General features: G+C 34.8%; 16 protein-coding genes and 1 riboswitch. Of the genes, 5 read left to right on the top strand and 11 right to left on the bottom strand.

Going from position 1 to position 17,962, the window contains the following annotated elements; translation table 11 throughout:
* Nucleotides 1-25 precede the first annotated feature (25 nt).
* The 4 genes from T323_RS0105585 to T323_RS0105600 form a co-directional block, all read right to left on the bottom strand.
* On the bottom strand, nucleotides 26-1,570 hold the full coding sequence (locus tag T323_RS0105585) for an ABC transporter ATP-binding protein (protein WP_026672390.1): 1,545 nt from the start codon (nucleotides 1,568-1,570) through the stop codon (nucleotides 26-28).
* A gap of 33 nt (nucleotides 1,571-1,603) precedes the next feature.
* A complete protein-coding gene (locus T323_RS0105590; RefSeq protein ID WP_026672391.1) occupies nucleotides 1,604-2,386 on the bottom strand; it encodes an ABC transporter permease in 783 nt (260 codons plus the stop codon).
* A 144-nt stretch (nucleotides 2,387-2,530) separates the two neighbouring features.
* Nucleotides 2,531-3,328, bottom strand: coding sequence for a glycosyltransferase family 2 protein (locus T323_RS0105595; RefSeq protein WP_245613689.1), 798 nt, complete (start codon nucleotides 3,326-3,328; stop codon nucleotides 2,531-2,533).
* Nucleotides 3,328-4,452: a glycosyltransferase gene (locus T323_RS0105600; RefSeq protein ID WP_035177823.1), complete on the bottom strand. Its 1,125-nt coding sequence runs from the start codon at nucleotides 4,450-4,452 to the stop codon at nucleotides 3,328-3,330. Before T323_RS0105600 ends, T323_RS0105595 begins: the two co-directional genes overlap by 1 nt.
* A gap of 196 nt (nucleotides 4,453-4,648) precedes the next feature.
* Here T323_RS0105600 and T323_RS27830 point away from each other — a divergent pair, with 196 nt between their 5' ends.
* Nucleotides 4,649-6,622 (top strand): S8 family peptidase, encoded by a 1,974-nt coding sequence (locus T323_RS27830; protein WP_051556392.1) that lies wholly within the window; start codon nucleotides 4,649-4,651, stop codon nucleotides 6,620-6,622.
* Between the two features lie 47 nt (nucleotides 6,623-6,669).
* Here T323_RS27830 and T323_RS0105610 read toward each other — a convergent pair whose 3' ends face one another.
* The 3 genes from T323_RS0105610 to T323_RS0105620 form a co-directional block, all read right to left on the bottom strand.
* Entirely contained in the window at nucleotides 6,670-7,542 is an 873-nt protein-coding gene (locus tag T323_RS0105610) for a glycosyltransferase (protein ID WP_026672394.1), read from the bottom strand.
* Between the two features lie 175 nt (nucleotides 7,543-7,717).
* Complete coding sequence (locus tag T323_RS0105615; RefSeq protein WP_026672395.1) at nucleotides 7,718-8,554, bottom strand: glycosyltransferase; 837 nt, start codon at nucleotides 8,552-8,554, stop codon at nucleotides 7,718-7,720.
* Nucleotides 8,555-8,749: 195 nt separating this feature from the next.
* The gene (locus tag T323_RS0105620; protein ID WP_026672396.1) at nucleotides 8,750-8,998 is read right to left on the bottom strand and encodes a glycosyltransferase; all 249 of its coding nucleotides are present in this window, start codon (nucleotides 8,996-8,998) and stop codon (nucleotides 8,750-8,752) included.
* 210 nt (nucleotides 8,999-9,208) lie between these two features.
* Here T323_RS0105620 and T323_RS0105625 point away from each other — a divergent pair, with 210 nt between their 5' ends.
* The 3 genes from T323_RS0105625 to T323_RS0105635 all read left to right on the top strand — a co-directional run bounded on the left by T323_RS0105625 (nucleotide 9,209) and on the right by T323_RS0105635 (nucleotide 12,926).
* The gene (locus T323_RS0105625) at nucleotides 9,209-11,170 is read left to right on the top strand and encodes an InlB B-repeat-containing protein (RefSeq protein WP_026672397.1); all 1,962 of its coding nucleotides are present in this window, start codon (nucleotides 9,209-9,211) and stop codon (nucleotides 11,168-11,170) included.
* Between the two features lie 138 nt (nucleotides 11,171-11,308).
* Nucleotides 11,309-12,088 (top strand): SGNH/GDSL hydrolase family protein, encoded by a 780-nt coding sequence (locus tag T323_RS27835; RefSeq protein ID WP_026672398.1) that lies wholly within the window; start codon nucleotides 11,309-11,311, stop codon nucleotides 12,086-12,088.
* A 379-nt stretch (nucleotides 12,089-12,467) separates the two neighbouring features.
* Nucleotides 12,468-12,926: a hypothetical protein gene (locus T323_RS0105635; RefSeq protein ID WP_051556393.1), complete on the top strand. Its 459-nt coding sequence runs from the start codon at nucleotides 12,468-12,470 to the stop codon at nucleotides 12,924-12,926.
* A 58-nt stretch (nucleotides 12,927-12,984) separates the two neighbouring features.
* Here the strand turns inward: T323_RS0105635 and T323_RS0105640 are convergent, their stop codons facing one another.
* Complete coding sequence (locus T323_RS0105640; RefSeq protein ID WP_026672400.1) at nucleotides 12,985-13,875, bottom strand: hypothetical protein; 891 nt, start codon at nucleotides 13,873-13,875, stop codon at nucleotides 12,985-12,987.
* A 762-nt stretch (nucleotides 13,876-14,637) separates the two neighbouring features.
* Complete coding sequence (locus T323_RS28725; RefSeq protein WP_156942399.1) at nucleotides 14,638-14,805, bottom strand: hypothetical protein; 168 nt, start codon at nucleotides 14,803-14,805, stop codon at nucleotides 14,638-14,640.
* Between the two features lie 41 nt (nucleotides 14,806-14,846).
* Nucleotides 14,847-14,931: riboswitch (cyclic di-GMP riboswitch) on the bottom strand.
* Nucleotides 14,932-15,123: 192 nt separating this feature from the next.
* On the opposite strand from T323_RS28725, the gene gloA2 reads away from it, so the two are divergent.
* A complete protein-coding gene (gene gloA2, locus T323_RS0105655) occupies nucleotides 15,124-15,510 on the top strand; it encodes an SMU1112c/YaeR family gloxylase I-like metalloprotein (RefSeq protein WP_026672401.1) in 387 nt (128 codons plus the stop codon).
* A gap of 45 nt (nucleotides 15,511-15,555) precedes the next feature.
* On the opposite strand, the gene T323_RS0105660 is transcribed toward gloA2, so the two are convergent.
* Together T323_RS0105660 and T323_RS0105665 are read right to left on the bottom strand one after the other, a co-directional pair.
* Nucleotides 15,556-17,064, bottom strand: coding sequence for a DUF5050 domain-containing protein (locus tag T323_RS0105660; protein WP_026672402.1), 1,509 nt, complete (start codon nucleotides 17,062-17,064; stop codon nucleotides 15,556-15,558).
* A gap of 66 nt (nucleotides 17,065-17,130) precedes the next feature.
* On the bottom strand, nucleotides 17,131-17,925 hold the full coding sequence (locus tag T323_RS0105665) for a hypothetical protein (protein ID WP_026672403.1): 795 nt from the start codon (nucleotides 17,923-17,925) through the stop codon (nucleotides 17,131-17,133).
* Between the last annotated feature and the right edge of the window lie 37 nt (nucleotides 17,926-17,962).

Here is a 17,962-nt window from a genome sequence, read left to right on the forward strand (position 1 = left end):
TACACCCCTTTACTCATGATTTCCACTAACTTCTAGATTTCACCTTTCTATTTGAACGGACATGCTCCCTATATTTTTCAACCGCTTCTTTTGGATCGCCATCATACATTATCTGGCCTTGATTTACCCAAATCACTCGAGTACAAATGGTTTCAACAAAACTCATATTATGGGATACAATTAAAACAGCTTTTGCCTCTTCCATAATTTCTTGGATTTTTTGGCTAGCCTTTTGTTTAAAGGCCATATCTCCGGTAGATAATGCCTCGTCAATAATAAAAATATCCGGTTGAAGTGTAGCCGCAATACTAAAGCCTAGTCTAGCTTGCATTCCACTTGAATATTGCTTCACAGGCTTGTCCATGTATTTTTCTAAGCCAGAAAAGTCTACAATATAATCATAATTCTGTTCAACTTTTTTCTTAGGGATACCGAGTAGTAATCCATTTAAAAACACGTTGTCTTTCCCTGTTAATTGTGCATTAAATCCAGTCCCATAACCGAGAAGAGCCGTTGTTTCACCATTTACTGTTAACGTACCTTCATCAGGCGTAAGAATGTTTGTTAATACTCGACAAAGGGTGCTTTTACCAGCACCATTATGGCCAATAACACCAACAACTTCCCCTTGATTAATTTCAAAATTTATATCTTTTAATGCCCAATGGACTTTTTTATTCATTTTATACTTCACACTTACATGTTCAGCTTTTACAATCGTAGTATCAGTTATATCAGCATTCGTCTTTTCTATGTCTAACCTTTTTTTCCGGGCTTTTGGCCTTGGTGGAACGGTTGCCCGATATTGTTCAATAATTTCTTCAGGTTCACCGACTGCTAATACTTCTCCTTTTTCTAGCCAAATTAATCGGTCACAATTTCGTTGAGCGTAACCTAAGCTATGGGTGACAACAATAACCATTTTCGCCTTTTTCACTAATTCTTTCATTTTTGCCGTTGCTTTTTGACTAAAATCTGCATCACCCGTATTTAAAGCTTCATCGAGAATTAAAATTTCAGGTTCAAGAAATGCAGCTACACTAAAACCTAGCCTTGCTCTCATTCCGCTTGAATATGTTTTTACAGGGAAATCAATAAAGTCTCCGATCCCTGAAAACTCATGAATATCATCAATAAATTGTTGGATTTTTGCTTTCTGTATCCCTAACATCATTCCATTTAAATATACATTTTCTCGCCCTGTTAACTCTTTATTAAAACCCATTCCTAATGAAAAGAGTGCTGACACTCGACCATCTACTTCAACCTTACCTTCATCAGGTTTTAATATTCCAGAAAGTACCTTACATAACGTCGTTTTTCCAGATCCATTAGAACCAACGATCCCTAAAATTTCCCCTTTATATCCTTCAATATTAACGCCTCTTATTGGCCAAAACAGTTCCTTTTGCTTTTTATCTTCCTTTTTTTTAAATAAATTAAACAAATGAGACTTGTAATCGTCAGAACGTTGGCCTGGAATGAAAGCAACACCTAAATCTTTTGCACTAAGGACAACTTCTCTATTTCCATTTTCCGCTACTTTTGTTTTCTCGAAATTTTTCAGCATAAAATAAAAACCTCTTAATCGAATTTATTTGTATTATAATGCTTTAATAATCTTATGTTCATTCTTGCTATAATACCATGTTAACAAAACTACAATACCAAGAGAAACTATACCGATCATTAACAGTCCACTTAAATCAGGGGTTCTATGAAACATGAGTATATCTCTATATGAGTTAATCACAATAGCGACAGGATTCATTGCTACAACCCATTGGTATTCAGCAGGTAAACGCCCACCCTCCCAAATGATAGGAGAAGCATAAAACATTACTCGCACAACATGATTTATAACATTATCAATATCTCTAACAAAAACACATACGTAAGAAACAAACATACTGACAGCCATTAATAACAGTAATTGTACAATGATAATAACTGGCAAATAAACAATATGCCAACCAGGTATCACATTATTAAAAGCTAAAAAGATAGCAACAACAATAAGCCCAAATGAAAAATTGACCATTTGAGTCAATGTTGTCGTTAGTGGAAACATCGCTTTCGGTAAATAAACTTGATTTATAATTGAAGAATATCTAGTGATCGCTTTTGCTGAGCTGTTAAACGTCGTACTAATCCAGCGCCAAGCAACTAGACCTATAACTAAAAACACTCCGTAATTAAACTCATCCGACCCTCGATGTAAAATAATAACCACTAGAAAATAATAAACAAGAACATTAAGTAATGGGTCAAGCAACCACCAAAAGTAACCTAAATAACTATTTCGATGTTCAGCCTTAAGCCCAGATTTTACTAAATAAGAAATTAAATCTTTCCGTTTTAACATTTCTTTCATATATTCACGCATATATAAATTGCACCGCCTAGTCCTTTATAAAGGTAGTTCAAACTCGCCATAACTTCTATTATCACACATTGAATGAATATGTCTAGTATTTACAATGATACATCATAATTTCTCTAAATTTATCACAAAGCAACTAAGGAAACACTAAGAATACTTTCTTAGTTTAGAGAAGACATACTGTAAGAAATACCACGTACTTTTGAAAAAACTGAGTTGTTCTATTTGTCGATAAACCTTCCAATTCTGTTTTGCCATCTTAAATTTATTACTTGAAACAGAATGTTGAACATTTCTATACTTCGCTAGAACTTCCTGTAACCCATACGCAGTAAAGCCTCTTTTCGTTAAACTTAGCCATAACACATAATCTTGCCTTGTCCTTATATTTATCATTTCAACATCTTTAATTTGGTCTCTATCCAACATTACAGTTAGACACCCAATAACATTATTTTTCAACAGTTGTTTATACGTTACTTTTTCAGGAATATCCTCTACAGTACCTTTCTTTGTCCCACTTTCATTTATATTTTCATATTTCGAAAATGAGAAAGCCACTTTTGAATTTTCCATAAACTGAAGCTGTCTTTCAAGTTTTTCAGGATACCATACATCATCGCTATCTAAAAAGGCAATATATCTTCCTTTGGCATTTTTTATTGCCGTATTTCTAGCAACAGCGGGTCCACTATTAATGGATAGCTGTATGAGTCGTATTCTTCCATCTGTTTTTATATAGTCATTGATTATATCAATTGTATTATCACTTGAACAATCATCAACGATAATCATTTCCCAATTCTCAAATGTTTGATTTAAGACTGAATCAATCGTCTCTTTAATAAACCTTCCTGAATTATAAGTAGGTGTAATAACAGAAATTGATGGATAATCCTTTTTTACATCTTTCATATACTCACCACCAATAACAATTTTAACCATTAATTAGCCATCTTTTCATACCATTCTAAGAGATGCCTTTCTTGAACAGTCCAATTTAATTTCTTTATTATAGCCTTCTTACCATTCTGCCCCAATTGTATAGCCTCATCCTTATTCATTCGAAGAAATTCTAAAGCTTCTTTAATTTCTTTATCATTATAAGGGTTAACCGTAATTCCACAAGAATAAGTCTCAATAAACTCATTCCACACTGGAAAATCGGAGCAAACAATTGGAATTCCCGCTGTCATATACTCAAAAAACTTTGTTAATTCCTTTTTCATATAATGATCTGTCGGAGGAAATAAAGCCAGCCCAGCCAGCCAACATTGACTACTATAACCCTCATCTATTATATCCTTTGGTACATATTGTTCAATACCTTCAATAACTAACTTATCTTTATTCGGGGAAACAACGGCAAACATTTCATTAGCTAGCGCTTCACTACATTTCCCATAAATATATACGGTCAATAAAGGATCAATTTTCGGCAATTTTGCATGATATAAAGCCCCTCTATCTTTTGTAACGTTCCCCGTATAAATTACTTTGTCCTCAATCTCACTTGCAATTGGTTCCCGATTCACTAATTTTTCATTAATTATCGGATAGTTTAATATACAAACACCTTGGGGGTATTTTTCTGCATAATATTTTTCCGCTAAACAAATCTCCATTTTTCTTGTTAAAACCTTCTCCACAAAACGATATGCTTTTGCAATGAATGTTCGAAGAGGTTTTGCAATGTACGTTTTTTGCAAAATACTCGTCTCATAGTCTTCATGAATGTCATATATGACGACATTACTTTTTCGCTTCAATAGGAATCCAACTAATAATAACTCTGGGTCATGAAAGTGATAATAATCCGCCTTAATTTTTTTTGCCATTTTAAATGCTTGGAAGGTTGTCCCTAACATCCTAAATAATCTATTCTTGCTTTTTTTTATTGAGATGACTTCAACACCTAAATTAGGGATATCATCCTCACTTTCCGGCGCAATCAAAGTAATATCATATCCAGCTTTAGCTAACGATTGACATTGTTTATAATAAATTCTCGGATCTAACGGGTGGTGTACTGTTGTGATATGCACCACTTTCTTTCTATGCTTTCTCACGTCTATTCCTCCTGTGGATAAAACAATAGAATCTATCCTTATTTTACCTTATTACTAACCATCTTATAACACTACTAAAAATGGTTGTTTTTTCATAGTCCTCATTTTTAAAGTAATGGTATAATAGTATAAAATTTTTATTTTAAAAATAATAAAATGAAAAGCTTTTAGTATAAAATCACTATAGGAGGTTCATATGACGAAAAAGTGTTTTTTATTATGCATCTTAGCACTATTCTCACTTTCACAAATCGTTCACGCTGACCAAAGTGGGGAAGACTATCTCATCTTATTCAATGACGAAATAAATGTAAACGATATCGTTAATAGTAATGACGAAATTACCCATGAGTTTTCTAGCATCCCTGCTATAACCGCTACACTATCAGATTCCTCTTTTGAAGAGTTGGAAAACCACCCTAATGTTATATCCATTACGAAAGCAGTAAACGTATTTGCACTACAAACCATAGGATGGGGGCCTACCAAAATACAAGCACCACTGTCATGGGAGTCTGGTCTAACAGGTAAAGGGGTAAAAATTGCTGTTATCGATACTGGCATAGCCTCCCACCCTGACTTAGTTATTAAAGGTGGTACATCTACCGTCAACTACACCAATTCATATACAGATGATAATGGACACGGCACTCATGTTGCTGGAATTATCGGTGCTAGAAATAATAATATTGGTATTATTGGTGTTGCCCCAGAATCAGATTTATACGCAGTCAAAGTATTAAACAAGGATGGAGAGGGTACCGACTTCGATGTATGTAAAGGGATTGATTGGGCCATAGACAATAACATGGATATTATTAATTTAAGTTTAGGTTCTTCTAGCCCATCCCCTTGCATGGAAACGGCAGTGAATAAAGCCTATGAACAGGGAATACTTGTTGTTGGTGCAGCAGGTAATTCTGGAAATTCTAACGGCACAGGCGATACAACGACATTTCCTGCAAGGTTTCCAGCCGTTATTTCTGTATCGGCTATAAATAATAATAACGTACGAGGCTCATTTTCATCTACTGGAAACTCCGTCGAAATAGCAGCACCAGGTGTCAGCATTGAAAGTACACACTTAAATCGAAACTACCGAACATTAGATGGAACTTCTATGGCAGCTGGCTTTGTGTCAGGTACTTTAGCATTATTAAAAGAGAATAACCCCTCACTCTCTAATCAAGAATTAAGATTTAAAATGCGCGAGATGGCCGTTGATCTCGGTACACCTGGAAAAGATCCTTGGTATGGGTACGGATTAGTTCAAGCGCCGATTGCAGAAAGTAACGATGCAACTATTTTGTATCATCAAGCAAAAAACGGACAAACCGCTTCAATAAGATTAGAATTATTTATTGAAGGACATCTCCTTTATCCAAATGACAAAAGGTTTATCGACGGTATAAATTCTAGTGCTCAAGCTTTATTAAATTGGGCAACACAACAACACCAACAAGGGCATTACGAAACGGCTATCCAAAGATACGAATTTATATTATCAGCACCACAATTACTACGAACAATTAAAGAAGAGACTGAGTTTAAACTATCCTTTGCCAAAAATCATTCTTGGATCATTACAGCGGAAGCACTAATTCACGAAGCTAACCGAAAACAAACCGCTTCAGAACGTTTACATGCATTTGTTGAAGGGTACCATTTATTCCCTACTGACAGTAGATTTATTGATGGAATAAATCGTAACGCACAAGCATTATTGAATTGGACAAGTCAACAACACCACAGCGGAAACTTCGTAACAGCAGTCGACCGCTATGAATTCATCCTTAATGCACCAAAACTTCAAGACAGAATAAGCAGAGAGATTGCCGTTCGTCTTTCTTACGCAAAACAAAGAGCAAGAGTACCAACAGCCAATACTATTCATCAGAGAGCAACTAACGGGACCACTGCGTCCGCAAGGCTAGAACTGTTTTATGAAGGAAATCTACTTTATGCTAATGATAATCGTTTTGTTACAGGCATTAACAATAATGCTCGCTCTCTATTAACATGGGCTCGACAACAACACCAGCAAGGAAATTATAATACCGCTATACAAAGATATGAATTTATACTCCAAGCACCTGTCTTAAACAGAAATATTCAACAAGAGACAGAGTCTTATTTAACCTTTGCAAAACGCGGCGTAAAAATTCCGTAAAAAAATAAAGAAAAAAGGAAACCATGACTTTTGGTTTCCTTTTTTCTTTAATTATTATATACATCTTCACTAATGATGGATTCGCCATCATTAGTCATGAGGAAAGGGAATTCCTTACAAACGTCGATAGGGTTCGCAACCTTACCTGATTTTATTTTATCAATTTTCTTTTGATTCCCTCTAGTGTCGCTCTCAGCATGCAATGTTCGGATAAACAATGGTTTCCTTGAATCAATTAGTGTAGGACTTTGTATGTCAGCATTTACATGATTCCCTCGGAAGAAAACAGATATCTCGCTTTCTTGAAAAGAATCTGTAACCGGATTATAAATATTAATATATGTCATTCCTAATGCAATTTTTGGATAATAATATTCATGGAAAGTCTCCATCTTGCCTGTATTATCATTATACACTCCCGCATACCCTTTACCAAAGCTAATAAAATTCCCAGCGTACATTGGGCTAATATATTTGTTTAATTCTTCAAAAAAATCATAACCTAACGCATCATCATCATCTAGTCTTGTTGTACTATAACATACTTCTTCTTCAAACTTACTCAACTCTTGGTACATTACATTTCCAATTAATTTTGATTGGGAACCGTTTGAAGGCACTTGTACTACTTTAGCCCAAGGATATGGAGCGATTATCTCTTGTAGATTCCTTACATTTTTTTCGGGTAGTTGGTCAGATGTAATAATGAGGTGAGTGTAATTTCTTTCATTTAATGGTTGACTTTGATTTAATAAAGAAGGTAATGTTACATCTTGAAAAAGTCGTTCGTGAAGTTCTAAACGTTCGGGGTTAAATAATTTCTCTTTGTATTTTTCAGGATTTTTACTACCAATCTTCCAACTAGATCCACTTTCTGTTAACATGCTGTATCTTGTAATAATATATTGATGTGTTCTCAATGGTTTACCTCCTAGTTTAATAAAAATTTATTGTTATTGTACCCTATGTAAATTTATTTCAAACTACGGTTAGTATACCCAGCATTTTAAAGTTAAAACGCAAATAACTATCGACTCCGAAAAAAAATAGGGTAGCTTTTTTAGCGCTAGCCTATTTTCCACAATCCATTTATTTTTACAACTGACTTGAAAGGAAAGGAAACTTCTTCAATACCTCTTCAGGTTCAGCGAGTTCCCCTGATTTAATCTTTTCAATCTTTTTATAATCCTTATTTGTATCACTTGCAAGATGAAGAGTTCTCATAAACATTTCAGTTCGCGAATCTACAATTGTTCGATAATGTTTATCTGAACTCATATGTCTTCCTTGGCGAAAAAAGATAGTCGCTTCTTCTTCTCTAACCGTTTTAGTAAAAGCATCATACACGTTAATAAAGGTCATGCCTAATGCGATTTTCGGATAGTAATACTTGTGAAAATTTGAAAACTTACCTTGCTCAGTGTAAACCCCTGCGTAACCCTTTCCAAAGCTTATGACAAATCCACTATAAGCAGGATTAATATAATTATTTAACTTTTCTAAGAAATCTATACTTAATGCATCATCATCATCTAGTCTTATTGTTGCGTAACATACGTCTTCTGTAAACTTAGTTAATTCATTTTTCACAACAGCACTTATTAAACTAGATTGAAAATCGTTCCCTGGTGTTTGAACGACTTTTGCCCAAGAATAAGGAGCAAGAAGGTCTTCTAAACGATCAAGATATAACTTTGGTAATTCATCAGATGTTACAACTAACAATGTAACATCCTTTGAATCAAAATGAACTCTTTGATTTAGCAAAGAAGGAAGAGTGATTTCTCGAAATAACTTTTCATGCATTTCTAGACGTTCATTTGAAAAAAGTATTTCCTTGTATGAGCGGCCCTCTAACTCACCAATTCTCCAACCCATTCCACCTTTAGTAATCATACTGTAACGCACAATAATAAACCGGTGTGTATCCAATGGCTTTCCTCCTCTGATATTATTAAGGACGAACTCTATCGTTGAATAGAACATGGTGTAATCTGAATATACAGTGTATTTCTCTCCTATTCTACAAAAGCCATGACTTCACACAATTTCACACTAACAAACTGAGATTTAACGAACTTCTTTTATGATTTTTTCCCTTTGTCATAGGTTTGCATGAATATTGTTTCATATTCTTTCACTGATTTTTTGCATTAAAAAATCCCGCCCGCTCATACCCCTTTTTATGTTACTATCCAATTCGTCTTCCGAAAGTGTTAGAATTTCCAACATCGCGTTTGCCATACCATTAATATTTCCAACCTTACACAATTTACCGTACTCTCCTTTATGTAAAACCTCAGCTAGACCTGATTTACAATCTGTTGATACAACAGATGTACCTGATGCCGATGCTTCCGCAATCGCATGGCTCAATCCTTTAATACTTTTATTTTCTTCTCCAACGCTTGTCCCTCTTTCTTTATTTCCATTTCTTCATATCTATATTTAATAATAATTCTATCATAACAAAAACTATACTTTTTTCTTATAACAATATACCTAATTTATCTTCCAATTTCAGTTTTGTTCAATATAATGGAAATAGCACTTATTTTTTTAGTTAGATAGATAGGAGATTACATTATGAAACCAAATCGATTGGTACTCATGTCAGTTACAGTTATTTCTATAAGCATTTTTTTAATACTTTTTGGTTACGCGGTATCCAAACCAAAAGACGATTTATCACAATTAGAGTTATTAGCTTTACAATCGTTTGATAAAGGTGCATTTGAAAAAAGTCGGGATTACTATCTTGATTTGTTATCAAAAAATCCTATTAATGTTGAGGCTAGATTAAAATTATCTGAGTGTTATATTGCATTAGCACAGCTTGATTTAGCTGAAGAAACTCTTCAAGAAGGAATTACACTCATCCCTTCTGAAGCACTTTTTTATACTTACCTGTCAACTTTATACTTAAACCAATCAAAAATCATAGAGACATTAGAGACATTAGAACTGGGGCTTTCTCATACGAGTTCTTTAAACCTCCAAGAAACCTATAACAATTTTCTTGAACAAATTGAAATTGATACTGAACGAAACTTAGTTCAACTTAACCATGAAAGGATACTTTCCTTAGTATGGAAGGATGAATACAATCGAAAAATCCCACTTCATGCCGACTGGGAAAACACGAATTCTCATGTTGGAAATATTGAAGAGACAGATTCAGAAGCTGTTATTTTCCATGGAAACTCCATCGGAAAAACCATTGTTACCGCTAAAATACTAAATATAGAACGTGAGATTGAGATAATTGTAAAAGACCAGGTCGTAGAATCAATTACTTTCATTAATCATGACTTATATCCATTAGCACTAGGAGAAGAAATAGAAATACAAATTCAAGCTCATGATGCAAATGGGGAATTAATGGATATTCAAGCTGAATGGACACTTGAACATCGACTTGGAAAAATCAATCATTCTCTTGGAATGAATACGACATTTACAGCAGAAAAAGAAGGCGTCGAAGTCATTTTTGTTTCCTTCGACCAAATACAGGAATTTATTGAAATACAAATTGGTCACGACAACAAAACAGTCTTAACCCAAATTGATGGCCAAGGAACCATTTCAATATTACCCGAGGGGAACTCTTATCCGATAGGAACTGAAGTCACAATAGAAGCAATTCCTGCTACAGGCTGGACATTTAGCCATTGGGATGGCGATATTCAAGCTACGCATTCGAGCTATACATTTATAATTCAAGATCATGTGAATATAAGAGCAGTTTTCGAAAATGACTTAGAAAGCTTTACTTTATCTACCGCAGTAACAGGAGACGGAGATATCACTAAAAATCCCTCTCGGACCACATTCAAAGCTGGAGAACTCGTTACGCTTACAGCAAAGGAAAAGTCTGGATGGAATTTTTCTCATTGGATTGGTGATGTATCAAGTTCCAGGTCAACCATTACTATAGAAATGAATAAAAACTATACTGTGCGAGCAGTATTCAAAAAAAGTAACGATTCAGACGTAATTGTTGAAAAGCCAACTGCCACTTCCCCTATTAAGGAAAAAGAGAACAAGGAGGAGGAAACACCCAAAAAGGAAACTAGTAAATATACATTAAATACTTCAACAACAGGAGAAGGAAGCATAACTAAAAGTCATTCTAGTCATGAGTTAACTGAAGGAACAATCGTTACGTTATCAGCAAAACCAGCTAAAGGCTGGACATTTGTAAGATGGAGTGGAGATGCTTCCGGTACTTCCACAACAACACAAGTGAATATGAATAGCAATAAACAAATACAAGCGATTTTTGAAAAAGTAGAAGAGAAACCCAAACAAGTCACGTTATTCACAACTGTCCATGGCGAAGGCTCGGTAAGACAAAGTCCTACTGGTCAAACCTTTCCAGTCGGAACGACCATTACGTTAACTGCAGTACCAGCGGAAGGCTTTCAATTTATTGGTTGGAGGGGTTCTGTTACGAGTACAAGTCGTGAATTAACGATTACATTACAAAATGATATGATTATTAGCGCCCACTTTCAAAAAGAAAATTCTGGACATAACGAAGACTAGTATCCCGAAGAATGGTGTGTCGAAAGACAACTTTACGTTTCACTTTTCCTATTTTTACAAATTCACCTTGCACACCGTTGGAGGTTTCAGTAGAATATATTACAGAGATCTGTTTTTAGAAAGGTGGAAGTTTTTAAGTTGAAAAATCTTTTTTTAATCATAACAATCATTGTATGTGTTTCCATACTCGGGCTCAGCCACTATCAATACAATCAAAAGCTAAAAAACATTGCAGCAGAAGCACACCAATTTGAACAACCTGTAATTGAGCGATTATCAAATACCCAATCAACTAAAACTTCTAATAACGAAAGTGATGATACGGACCTTTCTGGAATAGTTGGAAATCTTATTTCTAACCAAGAAGAAGAAGAAAATATCTCTGTTACTTTTTTTGGTTCTCTTTCCTTAGGAGCCCCCGAAAGTGATAAAGGGTGGCCAATGTTGGTCATTTCTGAAATAAATGGAATGTTAGAAAAAGAAAAGCTTAAACCTACAATTGTTAATGTAAACAGGTCGTCTTCGCTTGATGTATACAACAGTAATTATTTTGATACTGTTATCGAGAGTAATCCCGACCTTTTAATTGTAGAACCATTCATATTAAATGATAACGGGATTGTACGAATAGAAGATACACTATATGTGCTTGAACAATTTCTTAATAAAGTATCCGATAAACTACCGGAGACAGAAGTGTTAATCATACCACCTAACCCAGTGGAAGGAGCGGTCTATTATATATCACAAGTAGAATCAGTAGCTGAATTTGCTCAGTCTTCTGGATACAGTTTCGTTGACCATTGGACGGCCTGGCCAATAGACGACAATCTTTCTGATTATCTTGAAAATAACAGACCGAACCAACAAGGACATTCAATATGGGCAGAATTCATGGTCAATTATTTAACAAATTAATCAAAACCACCCGTTCACACGGGTGGTTTGTTCTTGGCTGAAAGCTTTATTACTGACCAATCGACAAAAACTAATAAAAAGTTCGCAAATTGTACTATTTTCAACCGCCAGACTCAAAGGCCTATCACATTCCGGTGTTCCGACTATATCATTATTTCTTGAACAAATAAGTTATGATACTTACAATTGCTAAACTCTAGTGTCTTTACAGATCATAACTCCTCCGTTTGCTTTTTATATTAGTTGCCGAACCAATTAATATTTTGCACCTGGGTGGAGTTTTTTCTTACCTCGCTAGAAGCTTTTTCGTTGTCGTAATAATACAAGGGAAAGAAGAATACCATGAAGTACTACCCTTTAGAAAAGGAGTGAGTACATTGTGAGAAGAACAACACCATTTCCACCTCAAATGTTTCTTATTATTCTTGCGGTTGTGACTGTAATTGGTCTCATTTTACTATTTTTACCTTCTGAAGCTAATCAAGCAAAGAAAACTGTACAACAATTTTATAAACACGAACAAAATTGGGATTTTATTTCTGCTTGGGAACTATTTCATCCTGATATGCAGGCAAAGTTCACTAAACCAAGTTATTTACAGAACCGCTCCCATATTTTTATGGACCACTTTGGAGTCGATTCTTTTTCTTTCACTTTAGAAAAGCCAAAAAAGAGAACAAATTGGAGAATGAACGAAGACCAAGAACCCTTTGATACAGCTTATGAAATAACAGTTACAAAAGAATATAATGGCACCTATGGCAGATTCAAACTTGTCCAAGATGTTTTTGTTGTAAGGGATGAAAAAGCTTGGAAAATATTATGGGATTATAATTAATAACAGTAAAGCTAGGGTTCAAAGAAAAACACCTCGTTTATACGAGGTGTTTCTAATATTAAGTAATTCTATTCATAATTAAATCAAACACCTCTACTGGTTCTTGCATGCTATGACCATCTGGATGCGCAAAGAAGAATACCTCAATATCATTGTTTTTAAAGTCATTCATTTCATTTAGATTTAATTCAGAAGTGAATAGTGGCAAGTGAACTTCATAATGATGTTTATCAAGAGTATTTTGTATATAGAATATTCTTCTCTCTTTTAAACGGTCACTATATGGAATAAGACTAAATCTCTCTTTAAATTGTTCAAGCGCTTCATCACGTGTAACACCACCAAAACAACGCTTTAATAGCTTTAGTACACTTCCATTATCATATTTGGTAACATCAATTTGTGGATTTATAACTACAGCACTTGATTCTGGTAACAGAGCCGTTAATTTTAATGAAGCAAATCCCCCACCTGATGAACCATAAAAGATAACATTTTCATAAGAAACCCCTATATTATCAGCTACCTTTTTTACTAAGCCTAATATTGTAGGAATCACCTCAGCCTCTTGTGTCCCACAATACCAAGCAATCCCCATATCACTATGTGGCTTAATTGTAGGGTCAGCTATATACAAGCAATGACCTGGAAATAAATGAGACCATGACCATCTTTGGAAGACTGGCGGCTCTAACTTTCCTCTATCAGCATACCCACTAAGCAATACGAACAAACGGTTCTCCTCAGACGATTTATAGATGAAATCATATTCAAAGGATTCATCTGAAAAGGTATAAAGCCCCTCATCTAAATGATTAAGTTCATTATAATCATTTATCTTATACTTAGATAAACTATCAAAAGAGCTTTTGCCTGATTTATATCCTGTTTTCGGACGGGCACTTTCCTTTTTCTTTATATTTCTATCAATTGAAATTAGTTCTTTCATAATCATTTCTCCTTACATAGATGATATTAATTCTTCTTATCGGTTTTAGACTATTAATAATGTAGACAAGTCTGCTTGTCTAACAATCCCTCCACCCATTAAGGAAATTGACTGACTATCTTAAATTTTACTTGGTTTTCATTAAATAGTCTATTTAATTTTTTTGGTGATATATAGAATTATCCGCCACTTACTATCGCGTACGTTTACTCGAAGTTTTCTCACCTATTTCAGAAAAAAAGAAGAGAGGCTTTGTAAGAACCACTCCTTTTATGACTATGATTTAGTATTAATATTTGTAGTATTTATGTATGGACTCATGTTTCGTATCATTTGGTTAATTACAGTTTTTGCATCGATTGTAGGATTTTTATTAACTAGTTGTTTTGCTTGTTGTAGTATCTGCAGTAACTCTTTTTCAGTAAAACCGTTCTTCATATTAATCTCCTTTAAGTAGGAATGATATTGTTAAAATTGTAAGTATCATACAATTCCACTTTACTATAGTACTACAAAAACTTGTAGATGTGAAGAAATATAAAATGTCATAAATTATTTACTTTCATAAGAAAAACGCGGGAGCGTCTTTTCGTTTCAAGCGAAGTGCGGAGCCCTGCCCGCTTTTGAAAGTGAACCCCAAGTACTCTTCTTGGGGTGAAACAAACGCACAGGTGCGAAGCCTTCGCTGTTCTAGAATAAGCTTTCAAAGCTTCTCTGCTACACCAAAATTTTTCTTTTCATTTAAAAAAGCAAAAGTTTCCGTTAGCGGGAAGCCTTTGCTTTATTTATTTCGATATGCAGTAACTTTTTTTGATGATTATATGCATTTTTAAAATAAGAACCTTTGTTTTTTGTAAATAGATCCTGATTATATAAATACAAATTTATATGAATAAATAAAGAATGCCATATTTTCTTAATCGTTTTCATAATCATAACCTCCCGAATTCAACTAGGAATTTACAAGGCTTTCTGGCAACTGGCTGGCATACCTCTAAAGGCTTAGCCCCTATAGTTTTGCGTCACCATTTTTCAATAGCTTTGCCCTTATCTATTCCACTAGTATGATTGAATTTATTTTATAATACCAAACAAATTTCCACACGTTACTTTTGAACTATTTTGGCGCTTTTTGTCGAAAGTTGTCTGTCGAGCAAGTTTAATAGCTGAGTTGCTATGAAAATGTTAGTAATGTTATATACCCGCTGGTAAAATAAAGTAAACTACATTTCATAGAAAGGATCTTTTATGAAACTAACTAAAATTCACCACATCGCCATCATTTGTTCGGATTATGAAACATCGAAAACGTTTTACACCGAGATATTAGGACTTTCCATAATTCAAGAAAAATATCGCAAAGACCGCGACTCTTACAAACTCGATTTAGCCGTAAATGGAGAGTATCAAATCGAACTTTTTTCCTTTCCAGGTAGTCCGAATCGACTATCGTATCCAGAGGCTGTTGGACTACGTCACTTAGCGTTTGAAGTCGATTCAGTGGAGGAAACAAAACAAGAATTAGAGGAAAAAGGTATCGGTGTAGAAGTGATTCGAACAGATGAAACGACAGGTAAGCGATTTACGTTTTTCTCCGATCCGGATGGATTGCCAATTGAATTGTATGAGAAATAAGAAAAAACCCCAAAAGGCCTGTTATAAAACCTTTTGGGGTATCCTCTATCGTTGAACATAATAATCATAATAAAACTTCCCATTTATCTCTTCAAAATACAATGTAAACCGGAAATCACCATCATCACGGCTCACATCTACACTTCGCTCTGATGCCAAGCGAATCTCAAATTCATAGAACCCTTTCATATGCTCATCATCTTTATCAAACTCATAATTGAAATTCCAGATTGGATACATATCATTTGCCGGATTGCGCAGTAACAACGAAAAATAATCTTGGTCCTTAAACGTCATCGAGTAGAGGAACATTTTCGTCGCCCCAACAAGATGCTCCTGAGCAAAAATTTCATCCATTGGATATAACTTAGACTCATAATTATTTAGTAAATCACCTAACGTAATTGACCGTCCTTCTGAAAACACTTCATCATATATCGCAAATAACCCAGTAAAGTCTTCATCATAACCGACTCCACCTGTATTCGCATATTGTTCCTCATACAGCTGTTTTTCTGTCGCCACATCATCAAGTTCAGAAATACCAAGCCAATATTGACCCTCATTAAAGGTAAAACTATATAATTGATTTCCAATAATACTATAGTAACTATCTACTCGAATTCCGGTCTCCACAGGCTGACCACCAGTCGTTGGAATCCGATACAACCAATGGTCACCGTATTCACTATAATAAATAAACTCCCCCGCTACATTTGGAGTGGAATACCCATATACATCAACTTCTTGTTGAGGTGTCAAATTCAGTTCACCATATCCATCAAGCGTCATGGAGCGAATTTGATTAGACTGAATGTAAAAAATTGTATCATCCACCATTTGCATCGTTAACAAATCATATTGAACATCGAGAAATCGTTCTGTTTCATATCCCGGCAATGACAAGGTCGCCTTCATCAACCAATCTTTATACCGTGGATCGTGGGTAACATAATATAACTGTCCATCTTTAAACGTAAATTGGTCAACCATATTCGCTATTTCTGTGACATGTTCACCAGCGGTATTCATCACATACAAAGTATAATATTGGCTTTCCATATTATAAACTCGAAATGCAATCACATCGTCATAGACGAGCATTTGCCCTAAATTTTCATTTCCTTTATAAAGAAGCTCTTTCTCTTCTCCATTCGCTTTGCTTTTCCATATATCCATTTGTTTCTGATAAAAAACCCAATCACCAACAGCATTCAACTGACTAATAACACCGTCATCAATGATTTTCGGCTCAGACTCTCCTTGTTTGTGAGAATACAAGTGCTGAAAATCGCTATAGTACACGTACTCCCCACTTGCTGCGGCGATCCCACCATTCATAAGATTGCCAACTGTATTGCCAAGTAAGTTGATTACTTCACTACTTTCTTCTGTTTCTGCGGATTCAACTTCTTCCTCAATAGGAATGACTTCGACTGATTCAATCGCTGTTTCTGGTTGTTCTGCCTGTTCCACTGTTCGTTCTGTTTTCTCATCACTACATGCTGCTAGGAGTAACAAAAAAGCTGTGATAAGTATGGGTGTTTGTTTCATAAAAGCCTTCCCCTTCTACATCTATTGAAGGCCCGTTGAATATGTTCAACAACGAGCTCATTTTTATTATTGTGTTTCATTTTCTTGAAAATCAGCTAATGCTTCTCTAGCCCTTTCAATTAATTCCATCGCTTCATTTAATTCATCAACATCTCCACTTGGTTGCCCTGTTGCAAAACCATCCATAATAGCCATTTGTCGTTCAACAGATAAATCAATGGATGTCAAAGCTTTCACTAATAAGTCATAGTCGGTTTCTGGTAATGAAGCTTTGTAGTGATTCAACAAAATAATAATTTTATCACTAGGGTATTTTTCTAATGTCGCTAATTGCTCTACTGCTGTAGTTGCGGTTTCTTTTACAGCATTGATATCATCAATATTTTGACCCATTGATGAAAAGTAAAGATTAAATATAGAGTCCGATCCATTTTTGATATCTGCATGATTTAAATAATACGTAAAGTACTCCTCAAATGCTGCAGTATAAATAATTGCAGGTGAATCTATATTCGATTGAACAGCTAACAGTTCATCATCAGACATACTTTCAATATGTTGCTTTAACATCTCAATCGATTCTTCAATATGCTCTGTGTTATTATACTGAATTTGAATATTCGCATTAATGGCCATAGACAAACTGTTAGTTTCTGATGCAAAAACAATATAGGTCTCTGGCGTTAGAATCCCGTTTTCCTCAAACGGATCCTCAATTTCTGCTACCTTTGTCCAAATTACTTCCTTTATGCCTTGAACTACTTCATTTTGTACTACTTCTTCCTCTACTTTTGCTTTTGCACCGCTACACCCCGTTATAAAAATTAAAACTATCATTACTACTAGTATCCATTTGTACACTGATGCTCTTCCTCTCTAAGATGTCTATTCACTTCGA

The organism is Alkalihalobacillus bogoriensis ATCC BAA-922 (assembly GCF_000621445.1).
Lineage (GTDB): Bacteria > Bacillota > Bacilli > Bacillales > Bacillaceae_F > Bacillus_AO > Bacillus_AO bogoriense.